The 20,314-nt window shown below is 55.5% G+C and carries 16 protein-coding genes and 3 tRNA genes; 12 read left to right on the top strand and 7 right to left on the bottom strand.

The features are described from left to right. Positions 1-2 precede the first annotated feature (2 nt). Entirely contained in the window at positions 3-2,030 is a 2,028-nt protein-coding gene (locus ACZYTD_RS05310; RefSeq protein WP_463890030.1) for an SWIM zinc finger family protein, read from the top strand. A gap of 77 nt (positions 2,031-2,107) precedes the next feature. On the opposite strand, the gene ACZYTD_RS05305 is transcribed toward ACZYTD_RS05310, so the two are convergent. Beyond that, positions 2,108-3,094, bottom strand: a complete 987-nt coding sequence (locus ACZYTD_RS05305) for a TAXI family TRAP transporter solute-binding subunit (protein WP_463890029.1) — start codon at positions 3,092-3,094, stop codon at positions 2,108-2,110. A gap of 190 nt (positions 3,095-3,284) precedes the next feature. After that, positions 3,285-4,433: a MalY/PatB family protein gene (locus tag ACZYTD_RS05300; RefSeq protein ID WP_463890028.1), complete on the bottom strand. Its 1,149-nt coding sequence runs from the start codon at positions 4,431-4,433 to the stop codon at positions 3,285-3,287. Between the two features lie 116 nt (positions 4,434-4,549). Here ACZYTD_RS05300 and ACZYTD_RS05295 point away from each other — a divergent pair, with 116 nt between their 5' ends. Next, positions 4,550-5,728 (top strand): sugar efflux transporter, encoded by a 1,179-nt coding sequence (locus ACZYTD_RS05295; RefSeq protein WP_463890026.1) that lies wholly within the window; start codon positions 4,550-4,552, stop codon positions 5,726-5,728. Here ACZYTD_RS05295 and ACZYTD_RS05290 read toward each other — a convergent pair. Further along, on the bottom strand, positions 5,687-6,655 hold the full coding sequence (locus ACZYTD_RS05290; protein WP_463890024.1) for a LysR family transcriptional regulator: 969 nt from the start codon (positions 6,653-6,655) through the stop codon (positions 5,687-5,689). The two genes, ACZYTD_RS05295 and ACZYTD_RS05290, sit on opposite strands and share 42 nt — an antisense overlap. A gap of 108 nt (positions 6,656-6,763) precedes the next feature. Next, complete coding sequence (locus tag ACZYTD_RS05285; protein ID WP_463890022.1) at positions 6,764-7,513, bottom strand: YciK family oxidoreductase; 750 nt, start codon at positions 7,511-7,513, stop codon at positions 6,764-6,766. Between the two features lie 184 nt (positions 7,514-7,697). Between ACZYTD_RS05285 and sohB the strand changes: the two genes are divergently transcribed. The 5 genes from sohB to ACZYTD_RS05260 all read left to right on the top strand — a co-directional run bounded on the left by sohB (position 7,698) and on the right by ACZYTD_RS05260 (position 12,316). Continuing rightward, entirely contained in the window at positions 7,698-8,726 is a 1,029-nt protein-coding gene (sohB, locus tag ACZYTD_RS05280; RefSeq protein WP_463890020.1) for a protease SohB, read from the top strand. A gap of 198 nt (positions 8,727-8,924) precedes the next feature. After that, a complete protein-coding gene (gene topA, locus ACZYTD_RS05275; protein ID WP_463890018.1) occupies positions 8,925-11,573 on the top strand; it encodes a type I DNA topoisomerase in 2,649 nt (882 codons plus the stop codon). A gap of 162 nt (positions 11,574-11,735) precedes the next feature. Then, positions 11,736-11,811: transfer RNA gene (locus ACZYTD_RS05270), tRNA-Gly, on the top strand. Between the two features lie 27 nt (positions 11,812-11,838). After that, positions 11,839-11,912, top strand: a tRNA-Cys gene (locus ACZYTD_RS05265). 200 nt (positions 11,913-12,112) lie between these two features. Further along, the gene (locus ACZYTD_RS05260; RefSeq protein WP_463890016.1) at positions 12,113-12,316 is read left to right on the top strand and encodes a DUF2517 family protein; all 204 of its coding nucleotides are present in this window, start codon (positions 12,113-12,115) and stop codon (positions 12,314-12,316) included. 20 nt (positions 12,317-12,336) lie between these two features. Here ACZYTD_RS05260 and ACZYTD_RS05255 read toward each other — a convergent pair whose 3' ends face one another. The 3 genes from ACZYTD_RS05255 to ACZYTD_RS05245 all read right to left on the bottom strand — a co-directional run bounded on the left by ACZYTD_RS05255 (position 12,337) and on the right by ACZYTD_RS05245 (position 15,629). Continuing rightward, positions 12,337-12,666, bottom strand: a complete 330-nt coding sequence (locus ACZYTD_RS05255; RefSeq protein ID WP_463890014.1) for a TusE/DsrC/DsvC family sulfur relay protein — start codon at positions 12,664-12,666, stop codon at positions 12,337-12,339. A 37-nt stretch (positions 12,667-12,703) separates the two neighbouring features. Next, positions 12,704-14,860 (bottom strand): YccS family putative transporter, encoded by a 2,157-nt coding sequence (yccS, locus tag ACZYTD_RS05250; protein ID WP_463890012.1) that lies wholly within the window; start codon positions 14,858-14,860, stop codon positions 12,704-12,706. Between the two features lie 112 nt (positions 14,861-14,972). Continuing rightward, positions 14,973-15,629 (bottom strand): Bax inhibitor-1/YccA family protein, encoded by a 657-nt coding sequence (locus tag ACZYTD_RS05245; protein WP_463890010.1) that lies wholly within the window; start codon positions 15,627-15,629, stop codon positions 14,973-14,975. Between the two features lie 172 nt (positions 15,630-15,801). Here ACZYTD_RS05245 and ACZYTD_RS05240 point away from each other — a divergent pair. The 5 genes from ACZYTD_RS05240 to ACZYTD_RS05220 all read left to right on the top strand — a co-directional run bounded on the left by ACZYTD_RS05240 (position 15,802) and on the right by ACZYTD_RS05220 (position 20,314). After that, a tRNA-Ser gene (locus ACZYTD_RS05240) sits at positions 15,802-15,889 on the top strand. Positions 15,890-15,965: 76 nt separating this feature from the next. Next, complete coding sequence (locus ACZYTD_RS05235; RefSeq protein WP_463890008.1) at positions 15,966-16,643, top strand: TIGR01621 family pseudouridine synthase; 678 nt, start codon at positions 15,966-15,968, stop codon at positions 16,641-16,643. 302 nt (positions 16,644-16,945) lie between these two features. Continuing rightward, on the top strand, positions 16,946-17,935 hold the full coding sequence (locus ACZYTD_RS05230) for an amino acid ABC transporter substrate-binding protein (protein WP_463890113.1): 990 nt from the start codon (positions 16,946-16,948) through the stop codon (positions 17,933-17,935). An 82-nt stretch (positions 17,936-18,017) separates the two neighbouring features. Continuing rightward, positions 18,018-19,217, top strand: a complete 1,200-nt coding sequence (locus ACZYTD_RS05225) for an amino acid ABC transporter permease (protein ID WP_463890006.1) — start codon at positions 18,018-18,020, stop codon at positions 19,215-19,217. A 2-nt stretch (positions 19,218-19,219) separates the two neighbouring features. After that, positions 19,220-20,314, top strand: a complete 1,095-nt coding sequence (locus ACZYTD_RS05220) for an amino acid ABC transporter permease (protein ID WP_463890004.1) — start codon at positions 19,220-19,222, stop codon at positions 20,312-20,314.

Here is a 20,314-nt window from a genome sequence, read left to right as displayed (position 1 = left end):
AGATGAGTCGAGCCGATTTATTGGAGTTGACACCGGAAGCCTTGATGGCATTGAGTAACGTCGGGTTTGTCAAACGGGCACAAAAAGATCTGGCTGCAGGTCAGTATCCCGTTATTACAGAGCAGGATGATGGGGGCATTGATGCGCAGTTTGCGGATGGTCACAGAGTCCTGTTTCCTGTCGGCAAATCTCTGCTCGATGCGAACTGCAGTTGTCCTGCCAGTGGCATGTGTCGCCATAGGGTCATGTTGGTCCTGGCTTATCAGGCGTTAAAGCAACATGTCGGATCTGTGATGCCACAGCATGGAGCCGCGTGGTCTCCGGCTTGCTTCGAGGGGGAGGTTGCGATGCTACCCAAACCACTACTTGCCAGGGCCAGACGCATGATGGGGGAGGGGATAGTCGTTCGCTTGTGCAAAGCCGGGCCAGGTGATGCGACAGCATCGGCTCTTCTTCCTGAGTGTAATGTCCGTTTTTTTTCCCGAAATAGCCTAGCCCATGCTCGTTGTGATTGCATCGCCTCATCGCCCTGTGAACATATGGTGTTAGCCGTATGGGGGTTTGTGCAGGCCGAACGCCAAGAGCCAGGATTTCAGCAGTTAACCCTTACGCTTCAGGCAGTCGATGCCGAGGCCAACGGGCCTCATTCACTGTTTACCCAGACGAAAGCCTGCTCGTTACAAGAAGCGGTTGATACCCTATTGCTGACACTCTGGCTGGAGGGGAGTGCGCAGCCGCAGGCCAGATTGCAGTCACTTATCGCCACAGCAGTCTGGTATGCAGAGCAGTTGCAGTGGCGCTGGGTGCAGGAGAGCCTTAGCGAGATAGCGCTGTTACTCGATGCTCTGCATCATAGATCGAGTCGATATCATCCTTTGCAATTACTCCATGCCGTGAGTGAATTACCTGCTCGACTGATGGCCGCCAGGCACATGGAGAACGCGGATAATCCTCCTCTTCCTGCCTCGGAGATTTTAGGTGTTGGGAAGAGTAGTGAAACCCAATTAAAGCATCTCAGACTGCTTGCGCTTGGTGGCCGCTATTGGTCTGATGATGAAAGAGAAGGAGTAACCCTGATCTTTGTTGAGCCGGATTTGCAAGCCATGATGGTGATGGAGCGACAGTGGTCGGCGGTTGATAGCAGTGGCGATACCCTTTCCCAGCGTCGCATTGCTGGTTATCCGGTAAGAGAATTCGCGGCAGGCCAGCTCATCACCAATGCCGGTAAACGGCGTGCCAATGGCGCTTTCGAATTGGGTGGGCATAGACGTAATCGCTCATTGTTCCCCCTGTCAGCCGATGCCTGGCAGCAACTTGGCGAACCCTTGCGACAACCGGATGCGAACTCGGTAAAACGCTACTTGAATCAATTGGAGCCAAGCTTCGTTCGTCCCCAACAATTGATGGAACGGCTACACATATTGCCGGTGACTACTGTGCAGGACTGGAGCTGGAATGCTTCATTGCAACGGTTGCAGATAGTGATCCAGTCTGGTTTAGAGCAGGAACAAAGTGACAATCGGCTAACTGTGGTACAGGGTTTTGAGCCGAGTTCCCCCAGCGCGGTTGATGTCGTCGCAACGGCATTGTTATCGCCGCAGTGTGGTGTCACCGAAATAGCGGGCATAGTACATCTGGAAGCGGGCGTCTTGCATATTGAACCCCTGGCGTTGATGGGACGAGAGCGGGTCTGGTTGCCTTACCTGGACAGAGGTGATCTAGCGCCATTTTCTCTGGATCGGTTTGCTGAGTCGCGACATGGCACCGATCATGAGCCAACTCTTTGTGATACGGAAGGGCTGCTGGTTTCCTGGTTACAACAAGGAGGGCGGCATCTGGGAGGGCGGGGAATTGGCGAGCTGGAGCGTGTGATCCATTCTCTCCAGGAAAAAGGGTTGTTTCATCTTGCCAAACGATTGGCCCAAGCCCTTTCACTATTGCAGGCTAACGAACAGCTACAATTGCCCACTGAATTGATGGTGGTGTATCAATTACTGAGAGAGCTAAAAGAGGGCTGCGGATCACGGTGAGTTTCTCATCTGCTCTGCTAGACCAGTGAACGCAGGAGGTGGGTGCATTGCCCACCTCTTGCGTTAGTGGACATGGTTTATTCCTTTGAGGGGGGAAGTAGCCCTTGTTCTTGAAAATAACGTAATGCACCCGAGTGAAGCGGGGCTGTCAGCCCTTGTCGCACCATCTGCTCCTTGCTCAGGGAGGCGAAGGCGGGGTGCAGGCGCTTGAACTGTTCAAAGTTATCAAATACCGCCTTCACAATGTAATAGGCTGCCTCGTCGCTTAAGGCAGTGGAGGTGACTACGGTTGCAGAGACACCAAATGAGGGGGTGTCCTGGTCGGCACCTCGGTATAGACCGCCCGGGATTAGCGTTGGCACATATTCAGGATGTTGGGCCAGCAGGGCATCAACTTGGGGCCCGCTCACGGGCAGCAGGCTGATGTCGCAACTGCTGCTGGCTTCCTTGATGGTGCCGCTGGGGTGGCCGACCACATAGACAAAGGCATCAATATTCTCGTCACACAGAGCCTGGGCACGCTCTGCCCCCTTGAGCTCCGACGTGGCGGCAAATTGTGACAGTTGCCAGCCCATGGCTTGGATCAGGTAGTTCATGGTGTTGCGATCCCCTGAGCCTGGGTTGCCGATATCGACTCGTTTCCCTAGTAAATCAGCCAGGGAGCTAATGCCCGCATTCTGCCGGGTAACTAGCGTGAGGGGCTCTACATAGAGGCTAAATAGGCTGCGTAACTCACGGTTGGGGCCGGTCTCGCTAAACAGCCCTTGGCCTTGCAACGCGGCCTTCTGGGCATCGGATTGCACTATGGCCAATTCCAGTTTGTGGCTCTGCAGCCTTTGCAGGTTATAGATGGAGCCTTCGGTGGCTTCGACGGTACAGCGCAGATGATGCGACTTCTGATCTTTGTTGATCAGGCGGCAGATGGCGCCGCCTGCGGGATAATAGACGCCGGTGACGCTGCCTGTGCCTATGGTCAGTTTGCTGGTGGCCGCGAAGGTGGATGTTGCGCCTATTACCAGGCAGGTAACACCCAATGTCATGCTGAGATATTTACTGATGAACATGCTCGATCCTTGTAGGGCTGGGGATGGGCAGTGTCATCCGTGGTGCAAGCGCTGCCATACCGCCAAAAAACCTTAACGATCTTGAGTGAGAAAAGCAATTTAATGATAGGCCAGTTTATCACTAAGCGACTGAGCTAAAATGAAAAAGCTGCATCCAGTTAGATGCAGCTTCCATCGTATGGCGGGCAAATTACTCGGATTGAAGGTAGGGGGCCATGACGGCAATCATGCGATCCAGGGCTTGTTCTAGGATGGCGCGACGGCAGCCAAAATTGAGCCTGACGAAGTGACCATCGCCAAATTGGGCGCCGGGAGAGAGCCCGACTCCGCCCGCTTCAAATTCGGCAATGGGATTGTGCATCTTCAAGGCCGAGACATCGATCCAGGCCAGGTAGGTGGCTTCAATTGTGGCGATATGAATGCCTGGCAGGGAGCCCAGCCGACTCATTACCCGATCCCGATTAGCGCGCAGGTAGCTCAGCTGCTCCTGTAACCAGCTATCGCCTTCTGCATAGGCTGCTTCGGCGGCGATGAAACCCAACAGGTTATTATCGGCTAGCAGACCCCGCATAGATTGTTGCAATCGTTGACGCAAGCGCCCATTGGGGATGATGGCAAAGGAGCAGCATAGGCCGGGAATATTGAAGGTCTTGCTGGGGGCCATCAAGACGGCACTGCGCTGGGCGGCATCGTCATGCAGACTGGCAAAGGGGATATGGCGTGCATCGGGTTCCAGCAGCAGATCGCAGTGGATCTCATCGGAGCAAACCACCAGATCATGGCGTTGGGCGATATCGGCAATTTGCTCCAACTCCTGGCGTGTGAAGACAGTGCCACCAGGATTATGCGGGTTGCATAACAGCAGCAGATCGGCCTTGGGTGCCAACTGTTCCAACACCGCAAAATCGGGCAACCAGCGCTGGTTGACCAGCTTCATCGGCAGGTGGCTGACTTGGCGCTCGGTGTGCTCGGCAGCATGCAAGAAGGGGTAGTAGACAGGGGTTGGGGTGATGACGTGACGATCGGCTTGGCACCACGCCTTGCAGGCGAAGTTTAAGCCAGGCACGACACCAGGCATGAAGAGTAACCACTCAGGTTCAATGGTCCAGCCATAGAGAGCCTGCATGCGTGAGATGACCAACTGGATGAGACTCGGTGAGGGGCGGCTGTAGCCGAACACGCCGTGATCAATTCGTTGATGCAGCGCCTGAATGATGGCGGGTGCTGCCTGAAAATCCGTGTCTGCAACCCAAAGCGGCAGTACATCCTTGTCGCCGAACTTGTCCCATTTCAGACTCTGGGTCTGACGGCGATCGATGGGCTTGTCGAAGTCAAACATCGCTCTCTCTCATGCTATGTAAAAGAGCACTTTAAGAATAATTCTCGTCTGGGGCAACCCGCCCTTGTGATAAAAGCCCGGCTATTTCTACAATAGGCTCTGACTGAGGGGGAGATATGCTGTTGGTTCGGTTTTTTCGCTGGCTTGAGTTGCAGGGCACCAGCTTGGCGTTTATGGCGGTGACCTTCCTGACCGGCATAGGGGCGGCCTTTTTTATCCCGACCATGAGTCTGTTTCTGAGTGACGAGGTAGGTGTGAGCCCCTTCGGGGTGGGCTTGTTTTTCACCGCCAATGCCCTGGCTGGCATAGTGGTTAGCCAGTGGTTGGCCAAGCGCTCGGATCGGCGTGGTAGTCGCAAAAAATTGATCCTGCTCTGTTGTCTGGCGGGGGGGGCCAGTTGCTTGCTGTTTGCCTGTAGCCGCAGTTATCTCTTGTTGCTGAGCCTGGGTATCTTGTTGCTGAGCATAGGCGCGACCACCTCGCCCCAATTGTTTGCGCTGGCCCGTGAGTATAGCGAGCAGCAGGGCAAATCTGCGGTCATGTTCAGCGCCATAATGCGCACCCAATTTTCCCTGGCCTGGGTAGTGGGGCCGCCGCTGGCCTTTGCCATCGCCACTGCCTATGGCTTCTCCTTGCTCTTTACGCTGGGTTCGGTGGCATATCTGCTCTGTCTTGGGGTGGTCTGGCGCTGCTTGCCGGATCTTGGCAAGGTGACTGCCGGGCAGCAGTTGCCGCGCGGTGGCACGTGGCACAACAGGGATGTGCGGCTGTTGTTTATGGCATCGTTGGGTTTGTGGACTTGCAACAGCATGTACCTGATCAATATGCCGCTTTACCTCTCTCGGGAGCTGATGTTGCCTCAGGCTCTGGCGGGTTGGATGATGGGGTTGGCGGCGGCGCTGGAGATCCCGGTGATGTTGCTGGCGGGTTACGGGAGTCGTTGGGTTGGGAAGAAGCCCATGATGTTGCTTGCCGCTTTCGCTGGGGTGCTCTTTTACAGTGGCTTGACCTGGCTACCCACTGGCCCTGTGGCTCTGCTCAGCCTGCAGCTAGGCAATGGCATCTTCATCGGTATTCTGGCGGGTATGGGGATGACTTACTTTCAGGATCTGATGCCCGGTCAACCGGGGGCGGCCACCACCTTGTTTAGCAATAGCATTCGCAGTGGCTCTATCTTAGGTGGCGTGATCGCGGGCATCACGGCCCAGTGGTGGAGTTACCATGGCGTCTTTGCGGTAGCCATGCTCCTCACATCAGTCGCCCTGCTCTTGATGAGCCGGGTCCGCGAAGCCTGAGGCTCTGAGCTCCTGCTCGCTCTTCTCTTCCTGCCAGTTATGGAGTCTATGGCTGGCGCGCAAACACTCCAGCAGGCGCGTGGCGCTGGGCCCCAAGCGCTCTGGATTGGGAACTACCAGGTGAGTGAAAAACTTCCGAGAGCTGCTCTCTTTGAGCTGAATATGATGGAGCCGTCCTTGTTGCAGCAGCGGCTCGATAAGATGAATAGGCAACCAGGCGAAGCCTAAGCCAGAGAGCAGGATGCCGATGGCCTCATGGAAGTTGTTGACGGTCCAGCGCTGTTCAGCCTTCAACCAGCCTGTCAACTCACGGGGCGACTTGCCGGTATCCTTGATGACAATTTGCAGCTCCTGGCTGAGATCGGTCGCCGAGAGGATCTGATTGACTATGGCCAGTGGGTGCAGTGGATGACAAATGGGAACCATGGTGATCTCGGCCAGGGGTTCGCCCATAAAACCGGTGGGCACATGGCCAGTGATCACCAGATCGGCACTTTGCTCTTCAATCGCTTCCGTCGACCCCGTCAATACGGTATCGAGCAATTGCAATTGGGTGCCTCTGGACTTGGGGTAGTAGAGTTGCAAGCCGCGGTTGAGCAGGGGACGAGGGTGTACCAGCTCAACGGCTAGGCGGACCTCAGCCTCCCATCCTTGATGAATGTTGTAGGCCAGCAACTCCAGCTCTTCCATCTGCAGGGTGAGCTGTTTGGCGCGGCGTAGGAAAACCTGCCCCTCATCGGTTAAAAAGGCCTTTCTGCCGCGCACTTCCAGCAGCGCCACGCCCAGCGTCTGCTGCAGCTTTGCCACCGCATGATTTAGCGAAGATTGGCTCTTGTTCAGCTTCTCGGCCGCTTGGGCGTAGCCACCAAATTCGACCACGGCTTGAAAGATACGCCATTGCTCGAGCGTGCTCTTGGGACGAAACATAATAGGGCTGATTTCCATACTAAGTTCGGCGATCAGCCGCCGAACGATCTAAGTTCAGAGTATTAAGTTCAGAGTAACCTCAGCCGTCACCCCTATGGCGGCTGTTAGTCAGTCTCCCTTAGGTTGGGCATCCAGACTCTCGCCACGCATGGCCTGACTCTCATCCCCCATAAGATAAAGATAGAGGGGCATCAGCTCGGCTGCTGTTTTTAGTGTGCGAGGATCCTCATTTGGACAGGCTTGAGCGCGCATCTTGGTGCGGGTGGCGCCTGGATTGATGCAATTGATTCGAATGGCTGAGTGTCGTAATTCGTCGGCCAGTACTTGCATCAGACCTTCGGTGCCAAACTTGGATACCGCATAGCTGCCCCAGTTAGCCCGACCGCGGCGACCTACCCCTGAGCTGGTCAGGATCACCGAGGCGCTAGGGCTGGCCGACAGCAGTGGCAGCATGGCTTGGATCATCAGCATGGAAGAGGTCAGGTTGACTTGCAGCACCTGTTGCCACTCCTGCTCCGCTATCTGAGCGACGGGCGTCAGGCTACCCAGCAGACCGGCGTTCAGCAGCACTCCATCCAGGTGAGAAAACGCGTGCTGCAGCTCTGCAGCCAGACCTTGATACTCTGCGGCATGGGCCTTCAGTAGATCCAGGGTGATGAGCCGCGGGGGCAGGGCCCCCTGGTCAACCAGCGCATCATGGACGGCTTGCAGCTTGCTTTGGGTGCGACCCAGCAGGATCAGCTGGGCACCATGAGCGCCATAGGCCATGGCCGCTTCCCGCCCTATGCCGTCACCTGCACCTGTGATCAGGATGAGCTTATTGCGTAGCAGATCATGAGGCGCTTTGTAGGTCAACACGTTAGCCGATCCTTGAGCCATTTCTTGATGTGCGCAGTGTACTGAAAAAGTATTGCCGCGCACCAGGTTTCTTGCGGGACACCTGGCCACCTCAGGGGGAATAGCCGGCTGTGAGCGCCATATTTGGCCCGGGTGGCAAAAACTCGTAGAATGAGCCGCTTTCCCCCCTCTCTTGGAGTAAACCGTGGACTATCTCTTCGATTATCTGGTGTTTTTAGCCAAAAGCGTCAGCCTGATCTCCCTGTTGGTGTTGGGACTGGTCATGGTGATTATCACCGCCGCCAAACAAAAAGCCCGCAAGGGGGAGTTGGAATTACAAGATTTGACTGCTCACTATGAGGAGACCAAGGAGCAGTTAGAAACCGCTTTGCTGGATAAGCCGGCGCTCAAGGCGTTGGCGAAGCAGCGCAAGGCCGAACTCAAGAGCAAAAAACAGCAGGGCGTGCCCACCACACCAACCAGTCGTCTCTTTCTCATTGATTTTAAAGGAGGAATGGAAGCCAAGGAGGTTGCCTCGCTGCGTGAGGAGATCACCGCTGTGCTCGCGATAGCCAAGGATCAAGATGAGGTGCTGGTGCGCGTGGAGTCCGGTGGCGGTGTTGTACATGGCTATGGCTTGTGCGCCTCCCAATTGCAGCGGCTGCGAGATCGTGGTTTGCGCCTGACTGTGGCCATCGACAAGGTGGCGGCCAGCGGGGGTTATATGATGGCCTGTGTGGCGCAACATATTTTGGCGGCGCCCTTTGCCATCGTCGGCTCTATCGGTGTGGTGGCTCAGTTGCCCAATTTTCACCGCCTGCTGCAAAAACATGATATCGATTATGAGCAACACACGGCCGGACAGTTCAAGCGCACACTCACCCTCTTTGGGGAGAATGATGAGGCGGGGCGCCAAAAATTCCGTGAAGAGCTGGAGTCAGTCCATCAGCAATTCAAGCAGTTTGTCGGGCAGCATAGGCCGCGGGTCGATCTGGAGCGGGTGGCGACCGGCGAGCATTGGCTGGGCAGTGAGGCCAAACAGTTGAATCTGGTGGATGAGTTGCGTACCAGTGACGATTATCTGCTGGAGCAGTATGCCCAGAAACAAGTGGTCAGAGTGCAGTATAAGCAGCCCAAAGGCCTGAGTGAGCGGCTGGGGCGTAGTGCGGCGTTGGCGTTTGAACAGGTGCTGAGTCGTTACTGGCACTACCTGCGCCTGCCATTCAAGGGCTAGGCTGGCCGGTTTCCAGGCATCGCCAAAGTGGGGCGAGCCTCACGCCGATGGAGCAAAAAACAGCATGAGTATCGTGTCAGCGATAAAAAAGGTTGATTCTCGGCGCCAGCACTTCCATTTTAATAAATAGCAGATGCCGCATTAGCGGCATCATCTCGTTCTCTAGCCTGGGTTGATAAAAGGACAGAATAAGCGTCTATGGGCAAATCTTTGGTGATTGTAGAGTCTCCGGCCAAGGCCAAGACCATCAATAAATATCTGGGCAAGGACTTCATTGTTAAGTCCAGTGTTGGTCATGTGCGGGATCTGCCTACCAGTGGTTCGAGCAGTGTTGGCGAAGAAAAAGAAGAGAAGAAACCCGTGGTGCGCAAGAGCGCCAAGGGGCTCACTGACGAGGAGAAGGCTCAGCGCGATTATCAGGCTTTGGTCACGCGCATGGGGATAGACCCGGAGCATGGTTGGGCGGCTCGTTATCAGGTGTTGCCGGGTAAGGAGAAGGTGGTCAATGAGCTGAAGGCTCTGGCGGAGAAAGCAGACACCATCTATCTGGCAACCGACTTGGACCGCGAAGGGGAAGCCATTGCCTGGCACCTGCGGGAACTGATCGGTGGCGATGATACTCGCTTCAAGCGTGTGGTCTTTAACGAGATCACCAAATCGGCCATTCAAGAGGCGTTTTCCGAGCCAGGTACCTTGAATCAGGATCGCGTCAATGCCCAGCAGGCGCGACGTTTTCTGGATCGGGTGGTGGGCTACATGGTCTCCCCCCTGTTGTGGAAGAAACTGGCTCGCGGACTCTCTGCTGGCCGAGTGCAATCGGTGGCGGTACGCCTCATCGTTGAGAAAGAGCGTGAGATCAAAGCCTTTGTCCCGGAAGAGTACTGGGATGTGCATGCGGATCTGTTGACTCAGGCCAAGCAGGCGCTGCGGATGGAAGTGGTGGGGTGCGATGGCAAGAGCTTTGCCCCCGTGATCCAGGCTCAGGCTGACGTGGCGTGTGCCGTGCTGCAACAGGCCCGCTATCAGGTGGTGAGTCGTGAAGATAAGCCGACCAGCAGCAAGCCTTCGGCTCCGTTTATCACCTCCACCTTGCAGCAGGCTGCCAGCACTCGCCTGGGCTTTGGTGTCAAGAAAACCATGATGATGGCCCAGCGTCTCTACGAAGCGGGTTATATCACCTACATGCGTACTGACTCGACCAACTTGAGTCAGGAGGCGGTCACGGCAGTTCGTGACTATATCGAAACTGAATATGGTGCCGGCTACCTGCCTGAGAGTGCCAACCTGTATGGTTCCAAGGCCAATGCCCAAGAGGCTCACGAGGCGATCCGTCCCTCGAATGTGCGTCTGAAGGCTGACAAGATTGAGGATATGGAGAGCGATGCGGTTCGCCTCTACGATCTGATCTGGCGGCAGTTTGTAGCCTGTCAGATGACACCCGCACAGTATGACTCCAGCACCCTGACAGTGCAGGCCGCCAACTATGAACTGAAGGCCAAGGGCCGCATCTTGCGTTTTGCCGGTTGGACCAAGGCGCTGCCACCCATGGGTAACAAGGGGGCGGACATTGAGTTACCGTCCGTCATCTCAGGTGAGGCGTTGGGGCTGGTGGCACTGGATCCCAAGCAACATTTCACCAAGCCGCCAGCACGCTTCACCGAAGCGGCTCTGGTCAAGGAGTTGGAAAAACGCGGCATTGGTCGTCCGTCAACCTATGCGGCTATCATCTCCACTATCCAGGAGCGTGGCTATGTGAAGGTGGAGAGCCGCCGCTTCTACGCCGAGAAGATGGGTGAGATTGTCACCGAGCGTCTGGTGGAGAGCTTCCGTGAGCTGTTGAGTTACGACTTCACAGCCCAGATGGAGGATTCTCTGGATTCTATCGCTCAGGGTAAGCTGGATTGGAAACATAAGCTGGATGACTTCTATGCTGGTTTTCGTTCGACCTTGCACAAGGCTGAATCGGATGTCAGCGCCGGCGGGATGCGCAGCAACCAGATGGTGCTGACCGAGATCGACTGCCCGGATTGTAATCGCCAGATGGGCATCCGCACTGCCACCACAGGGGTGTTCTTGGGGTGCTCCGGTTATGCCTTGCCTCCCAAGGAGCGCTGCAAGAAGACCATCAACCTGGTGCCAGGGGATGAGTTTATCGCTGCTGATTCCGATGAGGCTGAAGTCAACGCCCTGCGCGCCATGCGTCGTTGCCCCAAGTGTGGTACCGCCATGGACTCTTATCTCATCGATGAGAAGCGTAAACTGCACGTGTGCGGCAATAATCCGGATTGCGATGGTTATGTCATTGAGCCGGGGCAATTCCGTCTCAAGGGCTACGAAGGCCCGGTGATCGACTGCGAGCGCTGTGGTGCGCAAATGCAGTTGAAAACGGGGCGTTTTGGTAAGTTCATGGCCTGTACCGGCGAGGGGTGTAAAAACACCCGCAAGATCTTGAAGAACGGTGATATCGCGCCGCCGAAGGAAGATCCGGTACCTCTGCCTGAGCTTAAGTGCAGCCAATCGGATGCTCACTTTGTGCTGCGTGATGGGGCCGCAGGCCTCTTCTTGGCAGCCAGTACCTTCCCTAAGTCTCGGGAAACCCGTGCGCCCCTGGTCTCTGAACTGGAGCGTTTCAAGGAGCGTCTGGCGCCCAAGCATCGTTATCTGGCCGAGGCGCCGGCAGCCGATCCGGAAGGCAACCCCGCCATAGTGCGCTTTAGTCGCAAGACCAAGGAGCAGTATGTGATGACCGAGGTCAATGGCAAGGCTACCGGCTGGACCGCCTACTACTCCGAAGGGGGCCGTTGGGTGGTGATGGAGAGCAAAGCCGCAGCCAAGAAGAGCAGCTAAACCAGCAGAAGGCCACTCAGGTGGCCTTCTTGCTTTAGCTGTGAGTAGGGCGTCCGGCAGGCTAATTGCTAAGCAATTGAATCGATAGTGATAAAAATTGTTTTGACCTGACCGTATCTCTACGTATAATTCGCCCGTCTTTCAGCAAGACAGCATCTACAAGCGGGAATAGCTCAGTTGGTAGAGCACGACCTTGCCAAGGTCGGGGTCGCGAGTTCGAGTCTCGTTTCCCGCTCCAAGTTGCACTGCAAGTTGCCTCATCTAAGGCGCGTTAACAAAGCGGTTATGTAGCGGATTGCAAATCCGCCTAGTCCGGTTCGACTCCGGAACGCGCCTCCATCTTCTCTATGCAAATTCAAACCAGCACCACGACGTCAATTCTGCCACTAAGCACACAGTGCTATCATGGCGGTGAACATGACACTTTTGTGATCTGGCGCACCTTGGATTGACGCCCTCAACGCTGTGTAGTAAATGTACTTCTACGGTGAGATAGCTGCATTTTTTGCATGCTATGTTATGCGATAGGAGGGGTTCTTTTGACTACTCGCTTCGGTCTGCTACATCTGTTTTTGCGGCGTCTCTATGCCTGGAGTGTCGGCATCCTTGCCTTTCCCTTGGTCTGCTGGGTTGCCCCCTGGCGTACCCGTCTTTATAGCCACCTGTTTCGGGTCTGGTTCAAGACCAGTCGCGAGCCCGTCTGGTTGACCCGCGCCTCCCGATATTCCGATTTTATTGTTTGATGGCGTCGTTTGGCTTGGGCTTAGATGCATTTTACCGGTTTAGGCAGGCCGGCTATCTTGGTGGCCTGTTTGGCGGGGCCCTTGGGGAACAGCTTGTAAAGATAACGACTGCTCCCTTTCTCCGGCCCGTACTTCTGCTCCATGGCCTTCACCAAGGCGCGAATGGCCGGTGAGGTGCGGTACTCGGTGTAAAAATCCCGGACAAACCAGACCACTTCCCAATGGGCTGGGGTCATGGGGATCATCTCTTGGGCGGCAATGGCTTCAGCCACACTTTCACTCCACTCATCTAGATGTTTCAGATAGCCATGGGCATCTGTTTCGATGAGCTTATCAGCAACTTGCAACATATCTGACCTCGTTTGTAGCGGGCTATTCTACCACTGCTTAGTCGCGGGTCGAGAGCCGCATTGGCTCTAACAGCCAGGTAAGACGCAGTAACTCATTAGCCTGTTCGGCGATGAGCTGCAGCTCTTGCTGGATAAGCCAATCCGGTTGGATCTCGCTGCTGGCAATGTTAGCTGCGCTTGGCTCCTTAAGTGGTATGGTGCTGATCTCTACTTTTTCGCCGCTGAGCATGACGGCCGTGGCTTCCAGCACCGCCTCGATCTGGGTAATGAGCCCTTGCTGCTCGGGGCTCAGGTAACCGCTCAGTCGGCTTTTATGGGCCCCCAGAGTTGAGATATAGGAGATGATGCTGTGGCTGCGATGGGTCAGACTGGCACACAGCCTCAAGAAACGGCGCTTGCTCTTGGGCTCTAATAGCATGTTCTGCCAGGCTTGGGCCAGGGCGCTATCGGCTAGGTGGGCCTGACGGCGGGCAACCCGATAGAGCAGTTCGTCATCGGCGTGTTGCTGAATGCTGTGGATGATGGTTTGTAGATAGCGGCTATTTTGGCGTAGCGACTGGGCCAGCAGGGCCGGGATGCGGCGATATTGCCAGTCAGGCCAGATCCACATGACGGCGGCAAAGGCGATGAGGGCGCCGATGAGGGTATCCAGCAGGCGCGGGAGCATCAAGGCGTTACTCTGCACACCCAACAGGCCAAAGGCGGTGAGCGCGTAGAGGGTGATAAAGGTGACGGCGGCGCTGTAGTTGTTTTTCAGCTGCGAGAAGAACAGCACGGCAGCCAGGGCCATGCCGATGAGTTGGCCTGTGATAGTGGGGTTAAGCCACAGCAGGGGTATGCCCAGCACTATCCCCAGCAGGGTACCGGCGATCCGCTCCACGACACGTCGTCGCGTGGCGGTGTAACTCGATTGGCAGACAAAGAGACAAGTAAGCAACACCCAAAATCCCTGCTGGATGTGAAACAGTTGCAATAGCCCATAGGCCGTGACCAGGCAGAGGGCCATCCGTATGCCGTGGCGAAAGAGGGGCGAGGTGGAACTGATCTGCTGGCTCACATCGCTCAAGGCAGCATGTGGGGGGCGCGTCAATTGCCGGCTCTCCAGGGTCGCAATGGGCTGGTCGAAGTGACCCGTCAGGGGGCTGGCTTGTTGCAGCAGGGCCAGGATGGCGTTCAGGTTTTGCTGCAAGAAATCCAATGAGGTGCGCAAGGGGCCAGAGAAATGGTGCTGTAGATGGGTATACGCCAGTTGATCCTGCAAGGCGCTCATGACCCAGTTCAGTCCCTTACCCGGGATAAAATGGTGATGCATGCGGATGGCGCTGCCCAGCTGTTCACAGCTTAAACCCAGCTGCTCCAGTACTTCACGAAAGCCATCCAGTATCTCGTTACGCTGGATGTCCTGTTGTAGTTTGTCATAGAGATAGTGGCTGGAGACGATGCGCTCATGGATCTCCTGTGCCAACAGATAGAGTTGCAGCAGGCGTTCCAGGTGAGGATCCCAGCCTGCGCTCAGACGGCCACTGAGCATCTCTTTGCTCAGTTGCATAGTGTGGGTGCAGTTGATGTTCAAGATGGCCAGGTTGTGGCGGATCTGGTTCATATTCTCGCGAGTGACCGGGAAGAAACGAGATTTTTCGTGGCAATAACGGCCTAGGGAGAAAAAGAGCTGGGCCAGCTGTTCATGCACCGCCTTATGCGGTAGTAACTTGAGCCAGACGAGGGAGACCAGGCCATACCAGAGGGCGCCGATGCACAACCAGAGCGGTTGATGCCATAGATTCGGGGCGTGTGCCGCCCCCAGCATGGAGTAGATGGCAACCAGTAGTGAGCCAAAGCTGATGGTGGCATAGCGAGGCCCCAAAGCGCCAAGCATGATAAAGCCCAGGGTTGAGCAAAATAGCCCCAAGGCAAAGAGCCAAGGGTAGGGGTAGAGCAGCTGCACTGAGGTGGTGGCGATGACAAAACAGAGCAGGGTCACGGCCAAGTTTTTCATGCGTCCAGGGACGCTATCATCGGGTTCACCAATGGCGCCGGCGACGACCCCGAGGGAGAGGATGACCGACTCATGGCTCATGCCAAAGAAGAGACCGGGTAGCAGGGTGCCGATAATGGCCACCATCACCTTACCGGCGAAGAAAAAATGGCTATCACTGATGAGGCGGCGCAACAAGAAAGAAAATGACTCAGACATGATAAGTATGGGTTGGCTGGGTATGCCTCATCATACCTAAAAAATAAAACAATACAGAAGATAAGGAAAAGGGCGGAACAATTCCGCCCTTATGCTGCCGTGGTGCTCGAGATTAGTTGCGGTTGCCACCCAGCAAGTTGAGCAGGCTGACGAAGATATTGAAGATGGAGACAAACAACGACACTGTGGCCGAGATGTAGTTGGTTTCGCCACCGTGGATGATGGCGCTGGTCTGCCAGAGGATGGCGCCGCTGGAGAAGAGAATAAATAGGCCGCTCAATGCGAGATGCAGAGCCGGGATCTGTAAGAACAGGCTGGCGACCATCACCACCAGGATCACCACAAAACCGGCGGTCAGCATGCCCCCGAGAAAGGACATATCTTTGCGACTGATGAGCACATATGCCGACAGGGCAAAGAAGGTGATGGCGGTACCGCCCAAGGCCAGCATCACAGTTTCGATCCCTTGGCCTTTAATGACCATATTCAGGATGGGGCCCAGGGTGTAACCGACGAATCCGGTGAAGGCAAAGGCAAACAACAGTCCCAGTGCCGAATTGCGATTGCGTTCGGTCAGAAACATCAAGCCGTAAAAGCCTACCAGTGTGATGATGAGCCCAGGTGCCGGTAGCGCCAAAGCGGCACTGATCCCGGCCGTGATGCTGGCAAACATCAGAGTCAGGGCCAGCAGCAGGTAGGTATTGCGCAACACCTTGTCGGTGCTATGGGAGAGAGCTTTGCCAGAGACCAATATGTCAGAAGTTTGCATCTAGGGATTCCATCAGGTAACAAGTTGGAGCTCCACTGTGGCTCGGAATGGGGCTTTTTTCAACATTAGTTCACCATTTGTGCGGCTGGCGATTAAAGCGTGAGCAGTTAATTTATCCAGCTGGATTAAGTGTTTACAAGCTCTTTGGCCTTTAGTAATATCTCGGCCGTTCGGAGGGGTGGCAGAGCGGCTTAATGCAACGGTCTTGAAAACCGTCGATGGGTGACCATCCGTGGGTTCAAATCCCACCTCCTCCGCCAGTTACTGCAAAAGAGCGAGACCTAGGTCTCGCTCTTTTGCTATGGTCCGCCAGGCAATTGGGTATGACGAATCCAGATGACTGTTGTTACTGCATACCGGGGATTTTCTCTGGTATTTCTTCATGATGATTTTGTGGTGTTGAACAAGTCGCCCGGCCTCGGCATGCACGATGAGGAGGGGATCTCCGGCTTGGTTTCCGAAGCTCGAGCCCAATTGGGCATGATGCTCTATCCAGTCCATCGTCTGGATAAGGTCACCTCGGGGCTGCTGCTGTTGGCTCGCAATGTGGAAGCCAATCGCGCGCTCAGTCAAGCGTTTGCCGAACGCCAAGTGAGCAAGGTCTATCTGGCGCTTAGCCAGCACAAGCCCAAGAAGAAGCAGGGCTGGATCAAGGGTGACATGGAGCGTGGACGCCGAGGCGGTTGGTTGCTCAGCCGCCAGCAGGAAAACCCCGCCATTACCTGGTTTGACAGTGTGGGTCTGGGGGAGGGGCTGCGGCTGTTTCGTGTGTTACCCAAAACAGGAAAAACCCATCAAATCCGCGTGGCACTCAAAAGCCTGGGTTCGCCCATTCTGGGCGATGAAGTCTATGGTGCTGGCCGGGCCGACCGAGTTTATCTGCATGCCCTGCAGTTGACGTTTACCCTGCAGGGTCAGAGTTGGACCTTTACTCGCTTGCCCGAGCTGGGTGAGTGGTTTACGGATGCGCGTGTCCAAGCGGCGCTGAACGCTTGGGATGAGCTGGCCTCTTGATCGCTCTCTGTTATGTATAACCCCTGCCCCTTGTCATTGTATATCCCTATAAAATAGCGGATTCGCACCATTACGGTGCGTTACCGTGGTGCATCACGCTGGTGCGTTACTCGATTTACCCCCTCTCCACGCTAGTTAACGACGCAATAAGCACTGGCACACTCCTTGCTTGATAGTGATTTGTCGCGATTATTACATCTGTAAAAGCAGATTGTGGTTCGCTCATCCTCTCACGACACTCAAAACTAAGCAGGGAAGAAAACATGCAGAAAATAAAAACTCTCGCCATCGCCTCCTCCGCCATGTTGCTGTTACTGGCCGGGCAAAGTCATGCTGCGTCAGGGGATACCCTGGCACAAGTGAAGAAGAAGGGTGAATTGCAGTGCGGTGTCAGTGATGGCTTGCCTGGTTTTTCCAACCCCAATGCCAAGGGGGTCTGGGAGGGGATAGATGTGGATCTCTGCCATGCCCTGGCCGCGGGAATCTTCGGTGATGCCAGCAAGGTGAAATTTATTCCATTGAATGCCAAGGAGCGCTTCACCGCTCTGCAATCTGGCGAGGTGGATGTCTTGTCCCGTAACACCACCTGGACCCTGACTCGTGATGCCACTTTGGGTCTCACCTTTCCCGCCACCATCTATTACGATGGTCAGGGCTTCTTGGTAAACAAAACACTGGGTGTCAAGAGTGCCAAGGAGTTAGATGGCGCCTCTATCTGTATCCAGGCTGGTACCACGACTGAGCTCAATGTCTCTGATTACTTCAAAGCCAATGGCATGAAGTTTACCCCGGTCGTATTCGACACCTCGGATCAAACGGTCAAAGGGTTTGAGTCGGGTCGTTGTGATGTGCTGACCTCGGATCAATCCCAGCTCTATGCCCTGAAGATCAAGCTGGCCAAGCCGGATGCGGCTGTGGTGTTGCCGGAAGTTATCTCCAAGGAGCCGCTGGGCCCGGCCGTACGCCAGGGTGACGAGCAGTGGGGTACCTTGGTGAAATGGACGCTGTTTGCCATGGTCAATGCCGAAGAGCTTGGCGTGACCAGCAAGAATGTGGATGCCATGAAAGCCTCCAAGAACCCGGATGTGCGTCGTCTGCTGGGGCTCGAAGAGCCCAGTGGCAAGGTGCTGGGCATCCAAGCAGATTGGGGCTATCAGATCGTCAAGCAGGTGGGCAACTACGGTGAAGTGTTTGAACGTACCGTGGGTAAAGGCTCGGCGCTGGGGATCGATCGTGGCGTGAATGCCTTGTGGAACCAGGGTGGTTTCATGTACGCCCCTCCTATCCGCTAAGTCAAAGAGCCTGGCCGCTCCGGGCGGCCAGGCCCCTTCAAGTTTGTGCTGCATGCATAGCCGAATTAGTTAGGAAGTCATCATGGCTATTGGAACTTCTAGGTTTGACGCGACCATGGTAACCAGCCCTGTCCGCTGGTATTACAACAGCACGGTGCGCTCGTATTTTTTCCAACTGCTGGTGGCCCTCGCCGTCGCTGGCGGCTTGTTCTACATCATCAGCAATACCCTGCATAACATGCACACGCGAGGGATAGCCTCAGGGTTTGATTTTCTCTCTCATCGTGCCGGGTTTGGCATCATCCAGACGCTCATTCCCTACGATGAGTCCTACAGCTACGGTCGGACTTTTCTGGTCGGGTTGATGAATACCCTGCTGGTGTCAGGCATGGGAGTGATTCTGGCAACCGGACTTGGCTTTATGCTGGGCGTGGCTCGGCTCTCAAAAAATTGGCTTGTGTCACGGGTCGCCACCCTCTATGTGGAAGTTTTCCGCAACATTCCCCTGTTGCTGCAGATCTTCTTCTGGTACTTCGCGGTGCTGCGTACCTTGCCATCCCCCAGACAGAGTCTGAGTTGGGGTGAGGCGCTGTTTCTGAATATTCGTGGTCTCTATCTACCGGCTCCCGTGCTGAAGGAGGGGGCCGGCTATGTGCTCTTCTCCCTGCTGCTGGCTCTGCTAGCCTGTGGCTGGTTGCTGCGCCGGGCTCGGCAGCAACAGATGGCCACCGGGAAGCGCTGGCCGGTGGGCAAGATCGCCATTGCGTTGATCTTGGTGTTACCAGGTGTGACATTTTTGATGGCCGGTCAACCGATAGGGTTGGATATGCCGCAACTGAAGGGTTTCAATTTCAAGGGGGGAATGACCATCATCCCTGAGTTGGCGGCGCTGTTGATCGCGTTGACCATCTACACCGCCGCGTTCATTGCCGAGATTGTCCGTTCGGGCATCAATGCGGTGAATAAAGGACAGAGTGAGGCCGCCGATGCCTTGAGTCTGAATCGCGGGCAAACCCTGCGTCTGGTGGTGATACCGCAAGCCTTGCGCGTCATCATTCCGCCCTTGACCAGTCAGTATCTTAACCTCATCAAGAACTCCTCCTTGGCCACGGCGATAGGTTACCCAGATCTGGTCTCGGTGTTTATGGGCACCACACTTAATCAGACCGGGCAGGCCATAGAGGTGACCGCCATGACCATGGCGGTGTATCTCGTCATCAGCATTACGACCTCGTTCTTGATGAACAGCTATAACCGTAAAATGGCGTTGGTGGAGCGATAATTATGGCAGTTTATCCTGAACAACCAGCCCTCATGGCACCGAGCCATAGAGTCGGCGCATGGGCCTGGTGTCGTCGCAACCTCTTCTCCAGCCCTGGGAATACGGTGCTGACTTTTGGCTTGCTCTATCTGTTACTGCCTCCTCTGTGGCAGCTGTTGCAGTGGGCCTTTCTCCAGGCTGATTGGGTTGGGGCCGAGCGATCCGCGTGCGACTCGGAAGGCGCCTGCTGGGTATTTATCAATGTACGCTTTTCCCAGTTCATCTATGGTTTCTACCCGGATGCGGAGCGCTGGCGCGTGGATCTGATGTTTGCCCTGTGTGCCTTGCAGATGGCGGCCTTGATGGTCAAAGGCGTTCCGGGGAAAAAGTGGGTGGCACTGAGCTTCTTCGGCCTTTTCCCTTGGGTGGCATTATGGCTGTTGCGAGGGGGTCTGGGACTGAGTCCGGTCGACACGCACTATTGGGGTGGCTTGATGCTCACTCTGGTGCTGGCTCTGGTGGGGATAGTCGCCGCTCTGCCCATTGGCGTTTTCCTGGCACTGGGTCGTCGCTCCAGCATGCCGGTGATCAACAGTACCTGCGTGGTGTTTATCGAGTTTTGGCGAGCGGTGCCTCTCATCACAGTGCTATTTATGGCCTCTGTGATGCTACCGCTGTTTCTCTCTGCCCAGGTTGAGCTGGATAAACTGCTGCGTGCGCTTATTGGCATCATATTGTTTCAGTCTGCCTATATGGCGGAGGTGATCCGCGGCGGTTTGCAAGCCATCCCCAAGGGACAATATGAGGCGGCAGAGGCCTTGGGGCTCAGCTACTGGCGCGCCATGGGGCTGGTCATTCTGCCTCAGGCACTGAGGATCACTATTCCCTCCATCGTCAATACCTTCATCGCCCTGTTCAAGGATACCAGTCTGGTGACCATCATTGGGCTGTTTGACCTGCTCGCAGTGGGTAAGGCGGGGCTCTCTGATCCGAACTGGTTAGGTTTTTCAATTGAGGCATATGTCTTCATTGCCCTCATCTTCTGGATTTTCTGTTTTGGTATGTCGCGCTACTCCCAGCACCTGGAGAGACAGCTACATACCGGACACAAGCATTAA

The organism is Pseudaeromonas sp. HNCC25DJ180, assembly GCF_055413345.1.
Note: the sequence above shows the minus strand (reverse complement) of the source record. Positions and strands in the feature narration are given on the sequence as shown.